22 protein-coding genes and 1 pseudogene are annotated in these 21374 nt (G+C 60.2%); 22 read left to right on the top strand and 1 reads right to left on the bottom strand.

Annotated features, from left to right (window positions below; all coding sequences use genetic code 11):
• Positions 1–36 precede the first annotated feature (36 nt).
• The 19 genes and pseudogenes from prfA to GT495_RS06280 all read left to right on the top strand — a co-directional run bounded on the left by prfA (position 37) and on the right by GT495_RS06280 (position 16777).
• Positions 37–1104, top strand: a complete 1068-nt coding sequence (gene prfA / locus GT495_RS06370; protein WP_118388533.1) for a peptide chain release factor 1 — start codon at positions 37–39, stop codon at positions 1102–1104.
• A 298-nt stretch (positions 1105–1402) separates the two neighbouring features.
• Positions 1403–1633 (top strand): hypothetical protein, encoded by a 231-nt coding sequence (locus GT495_RS06365; protein WP_161161999.1) that lies wholly within the window; start codon positions 1403–1405, stop codon positions 1631–1633.
• 139 nt (positions 1634–1772) lie between these two features.
• On the top strand, positions 1773–3023 hold the full coding sequence (locus GT495_RS06360; RefSeq protein WP_161161998.1) for a HemK/PrmC family methyltransferase: 1251 nt from the start codon (positions 1773–1775) through the stop codon (positions 3021–3023).
• A gap of 77 nt (positions 3024–3100) precedes the next feature.
• Positions 3101–3496, top strand: coding sequence for a type II toxin-antitoxin system RelE/ParE family toxin (locus tag GT495_RS06355; RefSeq protein ID WP_204986893.1), 396 nt, complete (start codon positions 3101–3103; stop codon positions 3494–3496).
• Positions 3483–3785 carry a helix-turn-helix domain-containing protein gene (locus tag GT495_RS06350; RefSeq protein WP_161161997.1) on the top strand — a complete coding sequence of 101 codons (303 nt, stop codon included), beginning with the start codon at positions 3483–3485 and terminating at the stop codon, positions 3783–3785. The genes GT495_RS06355 and GT495_RS06350 overlap by 14 nt, the downstream gene beginning before the upstream one ends.
• A 147-nt stretch (positions 3786–3932) precedes the next feature.
• Positions 3933–4676 (top strand): L-threonylcarbamoyladenylate synthase, encoded by a 744-nt coding sequence (locus tag GT495_RS06345; protein WP_161161996.1) that lies wholly within the window; start codon positions 3933–3935, stop codon positions 4674–4676.
• A gap of 13 nt (positions 4677–4689) precedes the next feature.
• A pseudogene (gene glpK, locus GT495_RS06340) lies at positions 4690–6231 on the top strand (glycerol kinase GlpK).
• A gap of 122 nt (positions 6232–6353) precedes the next feature.
• Positions 6354–7001: a uracil phosphoribosyltransferase gene (gene upp / locus GT495_RS06335; RefSeq protein ID WP_152076231.1), complete on the top strand. Its 648-nt coding sequence runs from the start codon at positions 6354–6356 to the stop codon at positions 6999–7001.
• Between the two features lie 281 nt (positions 7002–7282).
• Complete coding sequence (locus GT495_RS06330; protein ID WP_118388545.1) at positions 7283–7594, top strand: hypothetical protein; 312 nt, start codon at positions 7283–7285, stop codon at positions 7592–7594.
• Between the two features lie 3 nt (positions 7595–7597).
• Positions 7598–8401 (top strand): F0F1 ATP synthase subunit A, encoded by an 804-nt coding sequence (gene atpB / locus GT495_RS06325; RefSeq protein ID WP_161161995.1) that lies wholly within the window; start codon positions 7598–7600, stop codon positions 8399–8401.
• Between the two features lie 124 nt (positions 8402–8525).
• Complete coding sequence (locus GT495_RS06320; protein ID WP_022094262.1) at positions 8526–8720, top strand: ATP synthase subunit C; 195 nt, start codon at positions 8526–8528, stop codon at positions 8718–8720.
• A 15-nt stretch (positions 8721–8735) separates the two neighbouring features.
• The gene (gene atpF, locus GT495_RS06315) at positions 8736–9338 is read left to right on the top strand and encodes a F0F1 ATP synthase subunit B (protein ID WP_152073243.1); all 603 of its coding nucleotides are present in this window, start codon (positions 8736–8738) and stop codon (positions 9336–9338) included.
• The gene (locus GT495_RS06310) at positions 9328–9804 is read left to right on the top strand and encodes a FoF1 ATP synthase subunit delta (protein WP_161161994.1); all 477 of its coding nucleotides are present in this window, start codon (positions 9328–9330) and stop codon (positions 9802–9804) included. The genes atpF and GT495_RS06310 overlap by 11 nt, the downstream gene beginning before the upstream one ends.
• Positions 9804–11402, top strand: coding sequence for a F0F1 ATP synthase subunit alpha (gene atpA / locus GT495_RS06305; protein WP_152073241.1), 1599 nt, complete (start codon positions 9804–9806; stop codon positions 11400–11402). Before GT495_RS06310 ends, atpA begins: the two co-directional genes overlap by 1 nt.
• A 5-nt stretch (positions 11403–11407) precedes the next feature.
• Positions 11408–12316, top strand: a complete 909-nt coding sequence (gene atpG, locus GT495_RS06300) for an ATP synthase F1 subunit gamma (RefSeq protein WP_152073240.1) — start codon at positions 11408–11410, stop codon at positions 12314–12316.
• Entirely contained in the window at positions 12316–13770 is a 1455-nt protein-coding gene (gene atpD / locus GT495_RS06295; RefSeq protein ID WP_006235717.1) for a F0F1 ATP synthase subunit beta, read from the top strand. The genes atpG and atpD overlap by 1 nt, the downstream gene beginning before the upstream one ends.
• A 3-nt stretch (positions 13771–13773) precedes the next feature.
• Entirely contained in the window at positions 13774–14166 is a 393-nt protein-coding gene (gene atpC, locus GT495_RS06290; protein ID WP_117630038.1) for an ATP synthase F1 subunit epsilon, read from the top strand.
• Positions 14167–14254: 88 nt separating this feature from the next.
• Complete coding sequence (murA, locus tag GT495_RS06285) at positions 14255–15538, top strand: UDP-N-acetylglucosamine 1-carboxyvinyltransferase (protein ID WP_161161993.1); 1284 nt, start codon at positions 14255–14257, stop codon at positions 15536–15538.
• 12 nt (positions 15539–15550) lie between these two features.
• A complete protein-coding gene (locus tag GT495_RS06280) occupies positions 15551–16777 on the top strand; it encodes an LCP family protein (RefSeq protein WP_161161992.1) in 1227 nt (408 codons plus the stop codon).
• 164 nt (positions 16778–16941) lie between these two features.
• On the opposite strand, the gene pepT is transcribed toward GT495_RS06280, so the two are convergent.
• Complete coding sequence (gene pepT / locus GT495_RS06275; RefSeq protein WP_161161991.1) at positions 16942–18189, bottom strand: peptidase T; 1248 nt, start codon at positions 18187–18189, stop codon at positions 16942–16944.
• Between the two features lie 120 nt (positions 18190–18309).
• Here pepT and GT495_RS06270 point away from each other — a divergent pair, with 120 nt between their 5' ends.
• From GT495_RS06270 to GT495_RS06260, 3 genes are all read left to right on the top strand, one after another.
• Positions 18310–18732 carry a metal-dependent transcriptional regulator gene (locus tag GT495_RS06270; RefSeq protein ID WP_161160665.1) on the top strand — a complete coding sequence of 141 codons (423 nt, stop codon included), beginning with the start codon at positions 18310–18312 and terminating at the stop codon, positions 18730–18732.
• 12 nt (positions 18733–18744) lie between these two features.
• A complete protein-coding gene (locus tag GT495_RS06265) occupies positions 18745–19638 on the top strand; it encodes a homocysteine S-methyltransferase family protein (protein WP_161161990.1) in 894 nt (297 codons plus the stop codon).
• A gap of 158 nt (positions 19639–19796) precedes the next feature.
• Positions 19797–21197: a phosphoglucomutase/phosphomannomutase family protein gene (locus tag GT495_RS06260; RefSeq protein ID WP_161161989.1), complete on the top strand. Its 1401-nt coding sequence runs from the start codon at positions 19797–19799 to the stop codon at positions 21195–21197.
• The last annotated feature ends 177 nt before the right edge of the window (positions 21198–21374 follow it).

Below are 21374 nucleotides of genomic sequence, written 5' to 3'. Positions count from 1 at the left end.
CGATTTTCACCTTCACGCATATAAAGGAGTTCCGTCATGCGCGACAAGCTCGAAAAGATTATCAAGGCCTACGAGGAGCTCGAGAAGAAGCTCTCCGACCCGGCCGTCGCCTCCGACATCAAGGAGTTCACGCGTCTCAACAAGGAGTACGCGCACCAGTCCGACCTCATCGCCGCCTCGCGTGAGTACATCGGCGCGCTCGATGACATCGAGGCCGCCAAGGAGATGCTCCGCGACACGACCGACGCGGACGAGAAGGAGATGCTCCAGATGGACATCTCCGAGAATGAGGAGAAGCTTCCCCAGCTCGAGGAAGACATCAAGTACATGCTCATCCCGAGCGATCCCAACGACGACAAGAACACCATCGTCGAGATCCGCTCCGCCGCCGGTGGCGACGAGGCGGCCATCTTCGCCGGCGATCTGTACAAGATGTACCAGCGCTTCTGCGAGTCGCGCGGTTGGAAGACCACCGTGCTCGACTCCAGCCCCAGCGAGGCCGGCGGCTTTAAGTCCATCGAGTTCAAGGTCGAGGGCGACCGCGTCTACTCCGTCATGAAGTACGAGTCCGGCGTGCATCGCGTCCAGCGCGTCCCCAAGACTGAGTCCCAGGGTCGCATCCAGACCTCCACGGCAACCGTCGCCGTGCTTCCCGAGGCCGAGGAGATCGACGTTCAGATCAACCAGTCCGACCTGCGCATCGATACCTACTGTGCCTCCGGCCCTGGCGGTCAGTGCGTTAACACCACCTACTCCGCCGTGCGCATCACCCACCTGCCCACTAACACCGTGGTGCAGTCGCAGGAGCAGCGCTCCCAGATCCAGAACCGCGAGGTCTGCATGCAGATGCTGCGCGCCCGTCTGTACGAGATGGAGCTCGAGAAGCAGCAGGCCGAGCTCGGCGCCGAGCGCCAGAGCCAGATTGGCCACGGCAACCGTTCCGAGAAGATCCGTACCTACAACCAGCCCCAGGACCGCGTGACCGATCACCGTATCGGCTTCAACTCCACCTACAACGGCGTCCTTCTGGGCGATCAGCTCGGCACCGTCATCGAGGCGCTTGCCGCCGCCGAGCGAGCCGAGAAGCTGGCGCAGGCCGTTTAAGTTCCGCCGTTCTACCGAACGGCGGACCAGCCGACGCTGCGCGCCGTCCATCCTCTGCTTGCGGCGTTGCCTTGCTCCGGATGCGGTAGTCATTGGGGACGTTCTTAGATGACTAGTCAAAAGGGACATTCTTGCGGCACTTGGCAGTTGGGGACGCTCCTTTTGTGTCGGCAGTTGGGGACGGTTCCTAAAGGCCGGCAGATGGGGACGGTCCTTCGTGGCTGGCTGCGAAGACTGTCCCCGACAGCTAGTCGTTTAAGAACGTCCCCAATGGCTAGGTTGGGTACATTGCTTTGAGATGTTATTCGATTGGTTTTGGTGGCTGTTAAGTCATTTACCTGCTCAAAACAATTACTGGCATTCATTTGATACCGAAAATAATGTTCAAAAAATCGTCCAAGAAGTCGCGGGGCCCTTTTTGGCGCGTCGCTCGTCAAGCAATGTGGCAAGTATTTGGTTAGATATTGGTCAGTTAAGTGGCAACATTGCCAAAAGCTTGACGGATGCAGATATGAACGTCGACAAATGAACACTTTGGACGGGGACAAACAATAATTCTGGGCTGATTCTCGATAATCGCCTTCAATCGTCCCTTGCCGCGTGCCACCCTCGCGTACAATCTGCTCCGACATTCGCGCGCCGCCCGGCGCTTAAGAGGGGAGGACCCCATGGCAAACGAGATCTGGACCATCAAGCGTTGTCTCGAGTGGACCAAGGAGTACCTGGCCGAGCGCGGTGAGGAGCATCCCCGTCTTTCTGCCGAGTGGCTGCTGTGCGCGGCCACGGGCCTGGCGCGTATCGACTTGTATATGCGCATGGACGAGACCCTCGACGCAGCGCAGCTCGAAACCATGCACGCGGCGGTCGTCCGTCGCGCGAAGGGCGAGCCGCTGCAATACATCACGGGCAGCACGCAGTTTCGCATGATTGACGTCGCGTGCGCCCCCGGTGTGCTCATTCCGCGCCCCGAGACCGAGATGCTCGTCGAGGAAGTCCTCAATTATCTGGATGCCGAGGTGCTGAGCCCCGAGGCTGCTGCCCGCCAGCGTGTTGAGCTGCCTTGGAACGATGAGGTCGAGCAGGCCCGCAAGGCCGAGGCCGCGTTGGCAGACGAACGCGCGACCGCCGAGCGCCGTGCCGCCAACCTGACGGCTGCCGATGAGGCGGCGCTAGGCAGCGACGTACTGGGCAGCCGTGCCTATGCCGAGGAGCTGGCCGACCGCGAGGCCGAGGAAGCCGCCGCGCAGGCAGCAGAAGCCGAAGCCGCGGAAGCCGCCGAGCCCGATCTCGACGGATACGGCATCGCCATCGAGGGTGCCGACCAGGAGACGGCTTCAGCTCAGGATGCCGCTGCGCCTGCCCCAGCCGAGCCCCGCATCGCCCGCGTTCTCGAGGTCGGCTGCGGCACCGGCTGCATCTCGCTCTCCCTTGCCTGGGAGCGCCGCGACCACGTCACCTGCACCGCTACCGATATCGAACCGCGCGCTATCGACCTTGCCACCAAAAACCGCGACGCCCTCGGCCTCACGTCCGATGAGGTTGCCTTCAGCCTCACCAACCTGGTGAGCTCCATTCCCCGCGAGGAGTGGGGCACCTTTGACGTACTCGTCTCCAACCCGCCCTACATCCCCACCGATGTCATGCGCTCGCTGCCGCACGAGGTCAAGGACTTTGAGCCCGATCTGGCGCTCGAGGGTGGCGCCGACGGCCTCGATATCTTCCGCCGCCTGCTCAACGCGGCGCCCTACATGTTGCGCGCCGGCGGCCTCTTTGCCTGCGAGCTCTACGAGGGCGCGCTCGACGCAGCGGCCGAGCTCTGTCGTCAAGCGGGTCTGTCGGACGTGCGCATCGTCCACGACCTCACCGATCGCCCTCGCATCGTCCGAGCTGTCGTCACCGAGCCCAAGCAGCGTATTTAAAAACTGACGGAATAGATAAATATATACGTTTGCCCTTGCAATATACCGTAAAACTTCTAGTATAAAAGGAGAAGGGTATGTCAAATCAGATGCAACGATATCGCATTGTGCTTGACCACATCGAGCATTGGCTTGATAAGCAGAATGACGCTACGTTGCGGCAGATTTATGCGGACCTTTTGATACTTGAGAGGGAGGGTCCCAGCCTTGGTCGTCCACTGGTTGACCGTGTCAAGGGCTCGAAGCTTCATCATTTAAAGGAGCTGAGAGTAACGTCGTGTGGTGGGCAGGTGATTCGCATCCTCTTCGCCTTCGACCCCAAGCGCCAGGCGGTATTGCTTTTGGCAGGAGATAAGTCGCGAGCGGGATCATCAAAGGCAAAATGGAACGGCTGGTATGCGATCAACATTCCAAAGGCCGAGCAAATATACCGTCGCCACGTAAGGAGGCTCGATCGAGATGGAATTGCATGAGTATATGGAATCTCGCGGGATAACGCGCGACTCCATTGCCGCCGAGCAGGAGAGGACTCGCGATCGTATCGAAGCCTATAAGCTTGCTCAGATTCGCAGGCTAAAAGATCTAACACAGGCGTCGGTCGCCCAGTCGATGGGCGTTTCTCAAAAACGTGTATCCGAGCTCGAGCGCGGCGAGCTGGGCTCGATGAGGCTCGACACGCTGAGCAGGTACGCAGAGAGCCTCGGCGGAAAACTGGTTGCAAGCATTGAGTTTCCCGATCGTACCGTTACGCTTGCTCGCTAAAAACCTTCAATAACCCCCTCACTTTCACCGACTACTAGAGCCGCTCACCAAACCAACATGCGCTTTGGGCAAATAGGTTGAATGTTTCGTGCGAGAATGCCCCACAGTAAACAAACTTGCACCAGGGCGTAAGGGGCTGGCATACACATGCAGACGGTCTATCGGGTATACGAGGGAGCACGCGAGCCGCATCGGCTTGCAGTCGAGCGCACGGCCGAGCTACTCGGTCGCGGCGGCCTGGCGCTTATTCCAACCGAAACGGTCTACGGTGTCGCCGTGGCGGTCAACGCCTTCTCGGATGCCGTTCCACAAGATACAAGTGAACCTCTGCCGTGGCCGCGCGATCCGCAGGCCACCGTCAACGGCGCCGCGGTCCCCGCACTCGGTACCGGCTATCGTCGTATCTTTACCCTCAAGCAGCGCGAGCTTACCCAAACGGTTGCCTGGCTGGTCGATGATGCCGAGGCGCTCGACCGCTATGGCGTGGATATCCCTAATGAGGCCCGCGTGCTCGCCCGACGATGCTGGCCGGGCGCCCTGACTATCGTGGTCAAGGCGGCCCCCTGCGTGCCGACCTTTATGCGCGCCGCCGACGACACGGTGGCACTTCGCGCTTCGGCCTCGCCCGTGGTGCAAGCGCTCATCCGCGCCTGCGACAGCCCTCTTGCCTGCACCAGCGCCAATACGCATGGCGCGCCCGCGCCGGCAAGTTTTGCCACGGTGGAGGAGCGTATCCTGGAGGGGGTCGATGTGGCTGTCGACGCCGGCGAGACCCCGTGCCGCGATGCCTCAACCATTGTGTCGTTTCAGCATGGCGAGCTCCAGATCCTGCGCCAAGGCGCGCTTCCCGCATTAGATATCGAACGGGTCCTGTCCGACCCGATGCAATAGAAAGGCGTAAGCGATGTCGTTGAATCTAGGGAGCCTGGGTGTGGAAGACGCCTCGTTTAGCTTTGGCTGTTCCTACATCATGGCGCTCGACTGCGGCACTACCTCGGTACTCGCGACCATCGTAGACGAGTACGGTTGCATCGTCGCCCAGGCGCGTCGTAGCGTCAAAACCAGCTTCCCGCGCCCCGGCTGGGTGGAGCAGGATCCCATGGAGCTGCTTGCCAGTCAGATCGGCGTGATGATGGAGGTCCAGTTTAAGAGCGGCATCCATTCTGACCGCATCGCCGCCATCGGTATCTCCAACCAGCGCGAGACCACGGTGGTGTGGGACCGCATAAGCGGCCAACCTATCTATAACGCCATCGTGTGGCAATGCCGTCGCACCGCACCTCTGATCGACGAGCTGGTCGAGCAGGGCGCAGGAGGGCTGGTGCGCTCCCGCACGGGACTCACGCTCGATCCGTATTTCTCGGCTTCCAAGGTGCAGTGGATCCTCGACAACGTCGACGGTGCGCGTGAGAGCGCGGCGGCGGGCGACCTCATGTTCGGCACCATCGACACCTGGCTCATCTACAACCTCACCGGCAGTCAGGTCTTTGCCACCGACTACACCAATGCCAGCCGCACCGCGCTCTTTAATATCCATACGCTCGATTGGGATGACGATCTGCTGGCGCTTTTCGACGTCCCGCGTTCCATGATGCCCGAGGTTCGTTGGAGCTCGGGTGCCTACGGCCGCGTCGCGAGTGACATCATGACCAACATGCCACCCATCATGGGCGTGGCGGGCGACCAGCAGGCGTCGCTGTTCGGCCACTGCTGTTTCCATCCTGGCCAGACCAAAAACACCTATGGCACGGGTTGCTTCATGCTCATGAACACCGGCGACGAGGTCGTCGAATCCAAGAACGGTCTGGTCTCCACGATCGGCATCGCCGCGGACGGCAAGATCAGCTATGCGCTCGAGGGTTCTATCTTTGCCGCCGGCTCAACCATGAACTGACTGCGCAAGAACATGGGCATCATCTCGAGCGTGAGCGAGTCCGCGCAACTCGCCGCTTCGATCAATGACAACGAGGGCTGCTACTTCGTCCCCGCCTTCGCAGGCCTGGGAGCTCCCTGGTGGGACCCGCGTGCTCGCGGTATCGTGTGCGGCCTGACCGGTGCCTCGAGTCGCGCGACCATTGTGCGTGCGGCCTGCGAGTCCATGGCCTACCAGAGTTATGACGTGCTGCGCGCCATGGAGCAGGACGTGGGGCTTTCGATTGAGCGCCTGTCCGTCGATGGCGGTGCCGCGCGCAACGGGTTCATCATGCAATTCCAGGCCGATCTGCTGGATATTCCCGTGCTGCAATGCGAGACGGTGGAGACCACGGCGATCGGTGCCGCGTACTTGGCGGGTCTTGCCGTCGGCTATTGGGAGAATTTGGAGGAGCTGGAGCAAAACGCTCAGATTGTTAAGACCTTCCTTCCCCATATGTCCGCCGAGCGCCGCGAGCAAAACCTGGCGGGCTGGCGGGATGCCGTCAAACGCTCGCTCAGTACCGTACGGTAGGGCTGCGACGAGCTGCTCGATATAACAAACCGTCACATTTATGCACGGCGCGCGGCAACAACGACGCCATGCGCCTTGTCAGCAAGGCCATCTTCCAGCCGCAACGAAAGGGGCATCAACCCATGACCGTCACCTACGATACGTCTCGTGTGACCCTTGTCGATCACCCACTCGTCCAGCACAAGCTGTCGATCCTGCGCGACAAGAGCACCGGCACCAACCAGTTCCGTCAGCTCGTGCGCGAGCTCGCACTTTTTGACGGCTACGAGGCCATGCGCGACCTGCCCATGGAAGACATCGAGGTCGAGACCCCCATCACCACCGCAACGTTTAAGCAGCTCGCCGGCAAAAAGCTCGCTATCGTTCCCATCCTGCGTGCAGGCCTCGGCATGGTCGATGGCATCCTCGACCTGGTACCCTCCGCTCGCGTGGGCCACATCGGTATGGAGCGCGACGAGGTTACCCACGAGCCGCATGAGTATTACTGCAAGATGCCCAAGGATATCGACCAGCGCATCTGCCTGGTTGTCGACCCCATGCTCGCCACGGGCGGTTCGGCCGAGATGGCCATCAGCTACCTGCGCGAGCGCGGTGTCAAGGATATCCGCATGCTGTGTATCGTCGCCGCGCCCGAGGGCCTCAAGTCACTGACCGCAAAGGACTCCGACGTACATATTTATACGTGCGCCATCGATGACCATCTCAACGAGGCCGCCTACATCGTTCCAGGCTTGGGCGATGCCGGCGACCGTATCTACGGTACGCTCTAGTCGTTGGGCCTTGTCGGCTACGGTCGCAAATACGAAGAAATGGTGCGCACGGTCAAGCGAAAGGCGACCGCACGCGCTCCTGTTAACGGACGTTTTACCCTGCAGGGTTCGAGAAAAACGTATTACCGTACCTGCGGCATAAAGAAGGTCTTAAGAAAACGAACAGGTGCGTATTAACCGATGTTTTCTCGGTTGTACTTTAGCGATTGGCTCGTACAATAGTCACCAATGTTCGGCTGGAACTGTTCTGTGAAGCGTTAAAAAGGAAAGTGAGGACGCCAGTGTTTCAGATAGCCGATCTGCTCGCTATCGTTGCAGGCGCCATCGCGGGCGCGGTTGCCTTTCTTCCCTTTGTCTTTACGCTCAAGCCGGTTCTTGACGATAAACAGAATGCGGACATGCTCAAGGGCATGGTGAGTCTCGCGGTCTCGGCGATCGCGTTGCTTGCCTTTACCCTGGTCGTGTTCGCGTTGTTCGGAGAGGCGTTTCGCATGTTCCTCCTGGGCGAGGCGATCGGCTTTGTGGCCTTTATGGCCGCCTGCACGGTCCGTGTCGCCAAGGCGCTGCGGGATCCTCATGAGGTCGAAAGGTAAGTCGTGGAAATTTTTGAAAAGCTGCCCGATGAGATTAATCATCTGGTCAGCGAGTTCAGCTCCACCCCCGTCGTGGGCGATCTGAGCTGCGGCATCACGCAGTACTCGTTTTGGCTGATCGTCTCCACGATCGTGCTCCTGATCGTCCTGGCCGTGTTCAAGAAGAAGCAGACCCTGGTTCCCAAGGGCTTCTTCGTCAACGGTTTCGAGTACATCATCGAGTACGTCGAGAACGATATCGGCAAGGGCGTCGTGGGTGAGAACTGGAAGAAGCACTTCCCGTTCCTGTGCTCGCTTTTCCTGTTCATCCTGATCAATAACATGATCGGCCTGATCCCGGGAATGAAGCCCGGCACCGGCGCAATCGGCTCCACCGCCGCGCTCGCCATCTTCGCCTTCTTGTACTTCATCTACTACGGATGCAAGGCTCACGGCGTGATCGGCTACATCAAGAGCCTCGCCCCGCAGGGCGTGAGCTTCCCGATGAACGTGCTTGTGTGGGTCGTCGAGCTTTTCTCGACCTTCCTGCGCCTCATCACGCTCGCCGTCCGTCTGTTCTGCAACATGTTCGCAGGACACGTGGTCATGGGCTCGTTCGCCATCATGGCGAGCATGTTCATGCAGCCGCTGCTTCAGCAGGTTTCCGCGGCCCACGCCGTCGGCGCCCTGCCTTCGCTGGCCTGGCTTGCCATCCTCATCCTGATCTATGCGATCGAGCTTGTGGTCGGCGCCATCCAGGCGTACGTCTTCACGGTCCTTACCGCCGTGTATGTCTCCGAGGCAGAGGAGGTCGCGGAGGAGGAGTAATCTTCCGTTCGCGCCCCAAAGGTAAGGCAATTCGTTCAACCGCCGGTGCCCGTACCCATGGAGCCCGGCAGTTATAAAAAGGTTATCCTGCGTGAAATAAGACACGCACGACAAAGGAGGAATCGTGGGAGTTATCGGTTACGGTCTCGGTGTTATCGGCGCTGGTCTTGCTATCGGCCTGTCTGCTCTGGGTGCTACGGGTGCTATGGCCCGTCAGCCTGAGGTCCAGGGCCGCGTGTTCACCGTCTTCATCATGGGCTCCGCCTTCGGCGAGGCTCTGGCTCTGATCGGCTTCGTTGTCGCGCTGATCGTTAAATAGCACGGAGCGTCAAGTATGAATCTTTCATCCCAGAAGAGCGCGATCGCACTCTCCGCGTCCGCGGCCGCGCTGCTCATGCCGGTTTCCGCGTTCGCCGAGGACGGCGCTGCCGGTGCGGACATCCTCATCCCTAAGATGGCGGAGTTCATCCCGGCGCTTATCGCCTTCCTGATCATCTGGATCGTGCTGGCCAAGGTTGCCCTGCCGGGCATCATGAAAACCATGGAGGAGCGCGGCAAGAAGATCGAGGAGAGCCTCGACGAGGCCGAGAAGACCAAGCAGGAGGCTATCGCCAAGCGCGCTGAGTCCGACTCGGTCGTCACCGACGCCCGTCGTCAGGCTGCTGACATCGTTCTCGAGGCCCGTAAGGACGCCGAGTCCGAGCGCGCTCGTATTATCGAGGCTGCGCACAAGGAGGCCGAGGAGATCATCGCCAAGGCCCATACGACCGTCGAGGACGAGCGCAAGTCCATCTACGCCGGTGCCGCGAGCTCCATCGCCGACCTGTCCGTTGCCGTCGCCACCAAGATCGTGGGCGAGGCACTCGAGGACGAGGCCGAGCAGAAGAAGCTCATCGAGCGCTACATCCAGGAAGCAGGTAGCCTGAATGCCGACTAGCCGCTATCAGGACAAGGTGCTCGAGACCTACGCGCGCTCCCTTTTGGAAGCCGCCAAGGCCGAGAACCATGTGTTCGAGGACCTCGAGATGATCGAGCGCTTGGCTTCTGCCAGCTCCGAGATCATCGCCGTGCTCGACACCATGTCCAAGCGCGACCAGCTCGACCTTCTTCCCAAGGTGGCAGCTGCCTTTAAGTATGTTGCCGAGGAAGACGAGGATGTAGTGGGCGTGACCGTCACCACGGCGATCCCGCTCGACGACGAGCTGCGTCAAACCATCACTAAGAAATGCGAGCAGGACTTCGGCCGCAAGGTATTCCTTATCGAGCAGGTCGACCCGTCTATCGTGGGCGGCCTGGTGCTCGAGGCCCGCGGCGAGCGTCGTGACATCTCCGTCAAGACACAGCTGCGCATCGCGCAGGAGACCCTCGCAAACTCTGCTAATTCGTACGGAGGTGAAGCCTAATGTCCGAAACCCTCAATGCCCAGGATATCGCCAAGAAACTGCAGGAGCAGCTCACGAGCCTCTCCGCGACGGTCGATACGCATGAGGTTTCAACGGTCGACGAGGTAGGCGACGGCATCGCGCGCGTCTCCGGCCTCAAGAGCGCCATGGCAGGCGAGCTTCTGGAGTTCAAGAGCTCCGATACCGGTGAGACCGTCTTCGGCCTTGCCCAGAACCTTGACCGTGACGAGGTCGGCGCCGTTCTGTTCGGTGCCGTCGACGCCATCAAGGAAGGCGACGAGTGCCGCACCACTGGCCGCATTATGGATATCCCCGTGAGCCGCGCCATGCTCGGCCGCGTCGTCAATCCGCTCGGCCAGCCCATCGACGGCCTGGGTGACATCGTTGCCACGCATCGTCGCCCCATCGAGTTCAAGGCCCCCGGCGTCATCGACCGTACCCCGGTGTGCGAGCCGGTTCAGACCGGTCTGCTCGCTATCGACTCCATGGTGCCTATCGGTCGCGGTCAGCGTGAGCTCATCATCGGCGACCGTAAGACCGGTAAGACCGCCATCGCCATCGACGCTATCCTCAACCAGCGCGGCAAGGGCATGGTCTGCATTTATGTCGCCATCGGCCAGAAGGCCTCCACGGTTGCCAACATCCGCGAGACCCTCGCTGAGCACGGTGCGCTCGACTACACCATCATCGTTTCGGCAACCGCTGCCGATTCCGCCCCTATGCAGTACATCGCGCCTATGGCCGGTGCCGCTATCGGCGAGTTCTTCATGTACAACGGCGAGGACGGCAAGCCCGCCAGCGAGACCAACCCCGGCGGTCACGTGCTCGTCATCTACGACGACCTGTCCAAGCAGGCCGTGGCATACCGTCAGATGTCGCTGACGCTGCATCGTCCGCCCGGACGCGAGGCCTATCCTGGCGACATCTTCTACCTGCACTCTCGTCTGCTCGAGCGTGCCGTCAAGATGTCCAAGAAGAACGGCTACGGTTCCATGACGGCACTGCCGATCATCGAGACCCAGGACGGCGACGTCTCGGCCTACATTCCGACCAACGTCATTTCCATTACCGACGGTCAGATCTACCTGCAGTCCGAGCTCTTCTTCCAGGGTCAGCGCCCGGCAGTCGACGTGGGTATCTCCGTGTCCCGCGTCGGTGGCGATGCACAGACCAAGGCCATGAAGCAGGTCGCCGGTAACCTCCGTCTGGACCTCGCTTCGTATCAGGAGCTCGCCGGCTTTACGCAGTTCGGCTCCGACCTCGACGAGGCTACGCAGAAGCAGCTTACCCACGGCGCTCGCATGACCGAGCTCCTGAAGCAGCCGCGTTATAAACCGTTTGAGGTTGGCGAGCAGATCGTTGCGCTGTTCGCTGGCAACGAGGGCTTCCTGGATGACCTGGAGATCGCCGACGTGCTGCCCTTCCGTGCCGAGCTCATCGAGTACATGGACAATGGCTTTGGCTCGCTGCTCGACAAGGTTCGCGCCAAGAAGATCGACGACGACACCAAGGCCGAGCTCTTGCGTGTCATCGGTGACTTCAAGCAGCAGTTCATGGCCAAACACCATTCGGATGTTTCTGTATCAGAGGAGAACTAAGCCCTATGGCCAACCTTCGCGACATTAAGAAGCGAATCTCCTCGGTTACCACGACCAAGCAGATCACGCGCACGATGGAAATGGTCTCTACGGCCAAGATCCGTCGTGCCCTCGATCGCTCCAAGCAGGCCGAGCCCTATAAGGAGGCGCTGACCGACGTCATGTTGACGGTCGCCGGCGACGCCTCCTGCTCGGGCAACGATCCCATGCTGCATAAGCATGAGAGCGTCAAGCATGGCCTGATTGTCGTTATTGCCTCGGACCGCGGCCTTGCCGGCGGATTCAATACGACGGTGGAGCGCACGGCCGAAAAGCTCGCCGCTTCTTGGGCGAACGACGGCATCGAGTGCGAGATCATCGCGTGCGGACGCAAACCGGCCACGTATTTCCGCGACCGCGCAAACGTCATCATGCACTTTGAGGGCAATTCCTCCGAGCCTGATTTCAATCAGGCTCGCATGATGTCCTCTCATATCTGCGATGCGTATCGCGCCGGTGAACTTGACCGTGTCGAGCTTGTCTACCACCACGCCAAGAACCGCGTGGATCAGGAGCTTCGCGTCGAGCACTTGCTGCCGCTCGATCCCGAGATGATCGCTATGGCCCACGGTCCGCGTAAGAACGAGACCGACGCCCCTAAGCGCATCTCGTCCACGTTCGAGTTTGTGCCCTCTCCCGAGCATGTTCTCGGCAAGCTTGTGCCGTCATATATCTTGACGGTCATCTACCAGGCCCTGATCGATTCGGCGGCTGCCGAGCAGGGTGCACGCCGCAAGGCCATGCACTCCGCGACGGAAAACGCCACCGCGATCATCTCGACCCTTACCCGCACGTATAGTCGCGTGCGCCAGGCTTCGATCACGACCGAGATCAACGAGATCGTCGGCGGAGCCTCAGCATTGGAGGAACAGTAATGGCTAATAACACCGTAAAGCTTGCGGTCGAGGAAGCCACCAAGAAGACGACTGCCGGCGATGGTCGCATCGTGCGTATCATCGGCCCTGTCGTCGACGTCAAGTTTGACGGTGCGGTGCCCCCGATCTACAACGCGCTCACGGTCGAGGCCGAGACCCCGATCGGTCACCTGAGCACGATTCTCGAGGTTGAGAGCCAGCTTCCGGGCGGCGTCGTCCGCACGGTCGCCATGTCCTCGACCGACGGTCTGCAGCGTGGTCTCATCGCCACCGATACCGGTGAGCCCATGAAGATGCCCGTTGGCCCCAAGACGCTCGGCCGCATTTGGAACGTGATGGGCAAGCCTGTCGACGGTAAGCCCATGCCCGAGGTGGAGGAGTTCTATCCCATCCACCACGCAGCGCCCCGCTTCGACGAGCTCACCACCAAGACCGAGATCTTCGAAACCGGCATCAAGGCCGTTGACTTGCTCGAGCCCTACATCCGTGGCGGCAAAACGGGTCTGTTCGGCGGCGCCGGCGTCGGCAAGACCGTTCTGATTCAGGAGCTCATCAACAACCTCGCCCAGGAGCACGGCGGCACCTCGGTGTTCACCGGTGTTGGCGAGCGTACTCGTGAGGGCACCGACCTGTTCCTCGAGATGAGCGAGTCGGGCGTTATCGACAAGACCTGCTTGGTCTATGGTCAGATGAACGAGCCGCCTGGAGCACGTCTGCGCATCGGTCTGGCTGGCCTTACCACCGCTGAGTACTTCCGCGATCGCGGCCAGGACGTTCTGCTGTTCATCGACAACATCTTCCGCTTCTCCCAGGCCGGTTCCGAGGTTTCCGCACTGCTGGGTCGTATGCCGTCCGCCGTTGGTTACCAGCCTACGCTGGCTACCGAGATGGGCGACCTCCAGGAGCGCATTACCTCGACCAAAACGGGTTCCATTACCTCCGTTCAGGCTGTCTACGTCCCTGCAGACGACCTGACCGACCCGGCGCCTGCCACGACGTTTACGCACCTCGACGCCACCACAGTTCTTTCGCGTAGCATTTCGTCGCTCGGTCTGTTCCCGGCTATCGACCCGCTCGCTTCTTCCTCCGACGCTCTCGATCCCTCGATCGTCGGCGAGGAGCACTACCGTGTCGCCGTCAAGGTGCAGGAGCTCCTGCAGGAGTACTCCGACCTTCAGGACATCATCGCCATTCTGGGTATGGACGAGCTGTCCGAGGAGCAGCGCCTTACGGTCAACCGTGCCCGCAAGATCCAGCAGTTCCTCTCCCAGTCCTTCCACGTCGCCGAGAAGTTCACCGGCAACCCCGGTGTCTACGTCCGCGTCGAGGATACCGTCCGCTCCTTCGCCGAGATTGTCGACGGCAAGGCCGATGACCTGCCCGAGCAGGCTTTCCGCTATGCTTCCACGATTGAGGACGTGCGCGAGCGCGCCCGCAAGATGGGGGAGAAGTAGGTTATGCGTATCCGCATCGTGTGCCCCGTGAGCTGCGCCTATGAGGGCGACGCTGCGTTTGTGTCGATTCCGTCCACGGATGGCGAGTTTGGCGTTCTGCCTGCTCACTCCAGCGAAATCTGCACGATCGACCGCGGTTACGTTCGCGTTTCCGATAAGGCCATGGGCACTGTCGACCACACGTTTGCCGTGGCCGGCGGCTATGCCCAGGTTGCGGACGATGTCGTGACCGTTCTCGCCGAGCGCGCTTGCGATTTGGCGACCGTCGATGCCGACAAGGTTAAAGCTGATATTCAAGGTTTTGAAGAGAAGCTGGGTAATTTGTCGGAGGATGATGCACGCCGCGCCTACCTCTATAATGAAATCGCATGGTGTAAGCTCAAGCTTGCCCAATAGTCAAACGTTTTAGCGTTCGACCATTTGCGAACACATCATGCCCGGGATGGCCCAGCCACCCCGGGCATGCTTTTTGAAAGGGTAGACCTTGGATATTATCCGCGTTGAGGGTGGCCATGCCATCGGAGGTTCCGTGCCTGTTTCGGGCGCCAAGAACTCCGCTCTCAAACTCATGGCGGCAACGCTTCTGGCGCCGGGCAAGACGACGCTGCAGAACGTGCCCGATATTTCCGATGTCCACGTGATGGGCAAGGTGCTCAAGGGTATGGGCGCTACGATCGATGTTCTCGACGAGCACACGCTCGAGATCGATACCTCCCAGGTCGATTCTTGGGAGGCGCCCTATGAGCTCGTTGCCAAGATGCGCGCTTCCACTGCCGTGATGGGACCCCTGTTGGGCCGTTTCCATCGCGCCAAGATCGCCATGCCCGGCGGCTGCAACCTGGGCGCTCGCAAGATCGATATGCATATCTTGGGTCTTGAGGCCTTGGGCGTCGAGTTCGATACCGCCCACGGCTATATCAACGCCAATGCGCCTCAGGGCCTGCGCGGCACTACCGTCACGCTCGAGTTCGCCAGCGTCGGTGCGACCGAGAACCTCATCATGGCCTCCGTGCGTGCGCAGGGTACCACGGTTATCGATAATGCCGCCCGTGAGCCCGAGATCGTCGATCTCGCCAACATGCTTAACGAGATGGGAGCCAAGATTGTTGGCGCGGGTACGCCTGTTGTGACCATCGAGGGCGTGGAAGAGCTGCATCCCGTTACCCATCGCGTGGTGGGCGACCGCATCGAGGCCGGTACCTTTATCGTTGCCGGTGCGTTGATGGCAGACGACCGCGGTGTCGATGTCACGGGCTTTTGCCCCATCCACTTGGGAATGGTGCTCAAGAAGATGGAGCTTATGGGCATCGATTGCAAACGCATCGAGGATGGCGTTCACGTGAATCGTGTCGAGCACATCAAGCCGGTCGATATCCAGACGCTCCCATTCCCCGGTTTCCCCACGGACATGCAGGCGCAGATCATGGTGCTTTCCGCTCTGGCCGACGGCAGCTCCGTTATCACCGAGAATATCTTTGAGAATCGTTTTATGTTTGCATCCGAGCTGGTGCGCATGGGCGCCGATATTCGCATCGAGAGCCATCACGCTATGATTCACGGCGTCAAGGGCTTCTCCGGCGCTCAGGTAACCTCACCGGACCTTCGTGGCGGCGCGGCGCTTGTCGTTGCCGGCCTCATTGCCGACGGCACGACCGAGGTCTCGGCCATTCATCACATTAAGCGCGGCTACGAGCGGTTTGTTGAAAAGCTGCAGGCGCTTGGCGCCCATGTCGAGCACGCCACTGTTCCCGATCCCGTCATCTACTAATGCAGGTTGCCTATGTTTAAGAAAAAGCCCCTTACGGAATCTCGAAGACCTTCGACCGGCGCTCAGGCAAAAATCTATAGCCGCGATAACGTTGCCCGCTATTCCGAGCGCGCCCGTCAGCGCCGTCGCGGTCATACGGTTCGCCGCGTCGCGCTCATTGCTGTGCTCGGCGTGCTGTTGAGCGCTACGACTGCTGCCGGCCTGTGGTTTGTCACCATTATGGGCAAGCTCGGCAATTCCAATGTCATCACCGACAATCTGCGTCGGGTTCTGGTTGATACCGACGAGGCAAAGGAACCGTTCTACGTGCTACTCCTTGGCACTGACGGTCGCCCGGGCGAGGATACATATCGCGCCGACTCGATTATCCTGGCGCGTATCGACCCCACGAAAAAGCAGGCGACGCTCATTTCCGTTCCGCGTGACACCAAGGTCGTGTACAAGGGCGAGACCATGAAGATCAACGCCTGCCATACCGTCGGCGGCGCCGAGGCCATGGTCCAGGCGGTCAACGAGCTGTGCGGTGTTCAGATTTCCCATTATGCCGAGGTCAGCTTCGACGGCATGAAGTCGCTCATCGATTCGGTCGGCGGCATCGACATTAACGCAACCGACGATGTCGACGACCCCGAGCATCTCGACATTAAGATCACCGCCGGTCAGCAGCACATGGATGGCGCGACCGCCCTTACCTATGCCCGCTGCCGCTACACCTATGCGGATGGCGACTACACACGCATGCGTCATCAGCGTCAGGTGCTCGGTGCCCTCGCCAAACAGATCCTAAACAACTTCGATGCCACCAAGGTCTTCGACCTCGTCAATTCGCTGTCTAACATGCTCGTGACCGATATGAGCGTTCAGGACATCGTCTCTACGGTCAATGCCATGCGCGGCATGGATGTTGACGGCATCTATTCGGCCAACTTACCCTCGTATGCCGATGACAGCACCATGATTGATGGCGTGAGCTACGTCTTTGTCTACGAGGACGAGCTCAAGGAAATGATGAAGCGCGTCGACGCTGGTAAGGATCCCAAGGGCCCTAATACCATGGGCCTGTCCGATGGTACCAGCTCCACGATTGGCGACATCAACAGAAACACGTCCGACGACTACGCCAACGGTGCCGCCACTTCGTCAGGCAGTTCGGAAGACTCGGCAGACTCCAGCGATTCAACTGGTTCGAGTGCCTCGGACTACAACTCAGACAACTACGACGGGTCGACCTCTTATTAGTTTCGCTGTTCTACCGCACGGTGGACTGGCCAACTTGTTCGCCTTAGACGTCGCTCGCTGACGTTGGCTCAACCTGCGGTGCTGACTACTCCCCTTGCACGAAAAACCGCCCCGGTCTCTGTAGAGGACGGGGCGGTTTGTCGTTTAGGCTTGTGCGGCCGGGCTTATGCGAAGCGGGCGACGAGCTCCTGGAGGACGTCGGTCATCTTGACGAGCGAGCTGACCGGGACAAACTCGTTGACGCCGTGGTAGCAGTAGCCGCCCGTGGAAAGGTTGGGGCAGGGCAGACCGCGGAACGACAGCTGCGCACCGTCGGTGCCGCCGCGAATCGGCAACACCTGGGGCTCAATGCCGCAGGCAAGGTAGGCTTTCTTGGCGACATCGATAAGCTCGGGGTAGTCACGCACGATCTCGGCCATGTTGCGGTACTGCTGCTTGATCTCGACCGTCACGCGCTCCTCACCTAGACGCTGGTTGAGCATCGAGGCGGCGGCATCAATAAGGTCGAGCTTCTGCTGAAACTTTACCGCGTCGTGGTCGCGAATGATATAGCGCGCCGTAGCGTGGTCGACGGTTGCAGACACGCCCTCAAGATGATAGAAGCCCTCGTAGCCCTCGGTGTATTCCGGGCGCTGCGCATAAGGGAGCAGCGCGTTAAAGTCGCAGAACAGATTGCCCGCGTTGATCATGCGGCCCTTGGCGTCACCGGGATGGATGGACTGGCCCTCAAAGCGAACGGTTGCCTCGGCGGCGTTAAAGCACTCCCACTCCAGCTCGCCGATGGGACCGCCGTCGACCGTGTAGGCGTACTTGCAGCCAAAGGCCTCGATGTCCAACAGCTCGGCACCATGACCGATCTCCTCGTCCGGGCAAAAACAGATGCCGAGTGCGGGGTGGGGCAGCGAGGGGTCCTGAGCGATACGCGCGACAAGCGCCATGATCTCGGCGACGCCGGCCTTGTCGTCGGCGCCCAGCAGTGTGGTGCCGTCACTGCAGACCAAGTCCTCACCCACAAGGTCGTTCAGGGCGGGAAGCTTGGCGGCGCTCATGGCCACGGGCTTGCCGTCGACGGTACCGCAGACCAGGTCGCCGCCTTCGTAGTGCACAATGTGCGGCTTCACGCCGGCGCCCGGCGCAACCTCGGTGGTGTCGAGGTGCGCGATCAGGCCCAGGGCGGGCTTGTCCTCAGCGCCCGCGCTCGCAGGAATATGTGCGCAGACGTAGGCGTGCTCGGTCACATGGGCATCGGCTGCGCCAAGCTCGCGCAGCTCCTCGGCCAGGATGTTGGCAAGGTCAAACTGAACGGTGCTCGAAGGCACCTGATCGCAGTTTGCATCCTCGGATTGCGTGTTGATTTGGACGTAGCGCAAAAAGCGCTCAAGGACGTCGGGGTTCGTGGCGTTGTTTTCCATAAAGACCGCTCCAATCTTGGTCGTCGTGTGCAACAAGAACTCTAGCACGGTATGCCACGGCATGCCGCGACGCTTGGATGGGGTAGAATCAGCCTTTGAACGCAGAAGGGACGGAAGGTCATGGATACGACAAATAGCTCGCGCGAGCTGCACCTAACGGTGGCGAACGAAGACTACTTGGAGTGCATGGTTCGCATCGAAAGTGAAGAAGGGGAGACCAATGGCGTGCGATCGGTCGACATCGCGCAGCGTCTTGGTGTCTCCAAGGCATCGGTCAATAAGGCAGTTTCGGCGCTTAAGGCGTCCGAGCTTGTCGAGCAGTCGCATTACGGCAAGGTCATCCTGACCGACCGTGGTCGCGAGGTCGGCACGGCGATCTGGTACCGCCATCGCCTTATCCGCACGTTTTTGGTCCAGGAGCTCGGTGTCGATTTTGAGCGGGCCGATTCCGAGGCGTGCATGATGGAACATGCACTTTCCGAGGACACGATGAGCCGCTGGCTCGCCTACCTCGAAAAACAGGGAATCAGCGTCGAGGAATAGCGAAACACATATATGGATACGAGTTATTACAACCGCCCCGGCGGCGAGGAACTTATGCGCCGCATGTCGAGCGAGACCCTGTTGACGCAGGGCCCCATGGGCAGCGTGCTGATGAGTGAATACGACGCTGCCGACATCCCACCGGCGTTTTGGAACCTTGCCGAGCCGCAGACTGTTTCTCGTATTCATCGCCTGTATGTCGCCGCCGGTGCGCAGGTGCTCATTACCAATACCTTTCAGGCATCAAGCTATGTCCTCAAGCAAGATCAGATTACGCCGTCCGTGGCTGAGGTCAATCGCGGTGCCGTCGACGATGCGCGCCAGGCGCACCCTCAGCTGCTGCTGGGCTCGATGGGCCCGATCGGCATTGAGTGGTTTGCCGAAGGTTTTGCCGAATATCGAGAAATCCGAGGCATTTCGCGAGAGCAGGCATACGACCTGCTCAATGCTGGTGTTGACGGTCTGCTGATCGAAACGGTGACGTCTATCCGTAATTTGCAGCCCATGCTTGCCGGCGCCCAGGATGCCGCCGACGGCATGCCTGTTTTGGTGAGTTTTGTCGTTGACGATAAAGGCGACCTGCTAGGCGATGGCCTCAATATCGAGGCTGCCGTTTTGTACGCCGAAAAGCACGGCGCAAACTCGGTTGGCGTTAACTGCTGTTCACTTGCGGCCGCGAACGTGGCGGTGCCCAGGATGGTTGCATCGGCGACTACGCCCGTCACGGTACGCCCCAACATGGGCGATCCGGTCCAAACTCAGGATGGTCCTGTGTGGCGCGAGAATCCCGAAGCCTTCGCGCTCGCTTGCATCGAATGGAGGCATGCCGGTGCCGCAATGGTGGGCAGTTGCTGTGGAACCACGGCGATCACCACGGCGGCGATGGCCGAGGCACTCGATATATAAAGGTCAAAACCGCTCCATACGGGGCGGTTTTTTTATTGGTTACACATCGTCGGTAACATTTGCCCAAATGGTGAATGCCGGTTTTGGCAGGTTGCTGGGCAAGCGTTGCGGGTATACCGCATGCGTACCATGATCCAAACACTGTGAGGTGTCTGCGCGTGTGCGCGATAATTCATTTTGGAACTGACGGTTGGCGCGCCCGCGTCGACGATGACTTTACCGCCGACAACATTGCCCGCATTGCCGATGCTGTCGGCGAGTTGTGGCAAAAGATCAATCCCGGCAAAACAGTATATATAGGGTTCGACACCCGGCCGCAGGCGCGCGAGTTCGCCGAGCTTGCGGCAGGCGTGCTTGCGGCTCACGGATTGGACGCAGTCCTCGCATCTCGGCCTGTCCCGACCCCCGTTCTTACGTGGGCGGCGGCGTATGACGGCGAGGCCTGCGGTGCGCTCATGGTGACGGGGTCCCATCATCCGCAGGGGTATCTGTGCCTTAAACTGCGCATGGGAGATGGCTCGACGGCCAATCAGGATGTCATCGAGGAGCTCGAAGAGACCATGGCCCCCGAGCCGATGGGGATCGAGGAACGCTATCGCACCGCGGATATTATTCCTGACTATATGCAGGCGGTGGCATCGTTTGTCGATGCCGAGGCCATTCGAGCCGCTCACCTGCGTGTGGTAGTTGACCCCATGGACGGCGCGGCCCAGGGATATCTTGCCGACCTGCTGCGGGAGCTAGGCGTCGAGGTGCACGAGATCCATGCCGGACAGTCGTCCGATCAAGAGGACATTTGCCCCGACCCTGTTGAGCCGTGGGTGGACGCTTGCGAGCGTGCGGTTGTCGAGGACGGGGCGTGCGCGGGCCTGGTGACCGACGGCGATGCCGACCGTATCGGCGCGGTCGACGAACGCGGTAGATATATTCATCCGCACCAAATCATGGCGCTTGTTTTGGGTGACCTCGTTCAATTCCGCAATTTGGAGGGGCGTGTCGTCGTCAATCTCTCGTGCTCGACGCTCGTGCGCCGCATTGCTGAGGCACTTGGCTGTCGTGTGACCGTTAAGCCGGTCGGTTTCAAATATATAGCTGCAGAGATGAAGAAGGGCGGCGTCCTCATGGGAGGCGAGGAGGCCGGCGGTATCGGCATCGCCGCGCATATGCCCGAGCGTGATGGAATCCTTGCTTGTCTGATTCTGTGTGAGCTTATGGCAAAGACGGGCGCGCCCTTGGGCGTTTTGGTCGATCAGCTCGAGGCCAGTTTTGGTAAGACGAGCTATGGGCGTCGCGATTTGCGCCTTGAGGCCGAAGACGCCGAATCGCTGCGAACGCTGCTCCCTGGCATGAATCCTAAATCGATTTGCGGCAAGGCGCCACAGGCTGTAAGCCATATGGATGGTTTGCGTTTGGCATTCGAGGATGACACCTGGCTGCTGATCCGCCCCAGCGGGACCGAACCGGTGGTTCGCGTATACGCCGAGGGGTTCTCGGTGGAAGAGCGCGATGAATTGCTCGATGCCGGCTGTGCTTTGGCTAGGGGAGCCTATCAGCTTTAGCCATATAACGCTTTACTATAAAGAGGCCCTCGGTGAGCGGTAGCGAACGGCTGGCAAACGTAAGCAGGGTTTTAATATATGTAGGAAATGTGTACGCCCAGATTCCCGCCCGCGGGGGCCCTCCGGTCTGGCAATATATCTCCTTGCCGCGCGGCCCGGTCGGACCGGATCAGCCGC

Source organism: Collinsella sp. BIOML-A6, from assembly GCF_009875845.1.
Lineage (GTDB): Bacteria > Actinomycetota > Coriobacteriia > Coriobacteriales > Coriobacteriaceae > Collinsella > Collinsella aerofaciens_H.
Note: the sequence above shows the minus strand (reverse complement) of the source record. Positions and strands in the feature narration are given on the sequence as shown.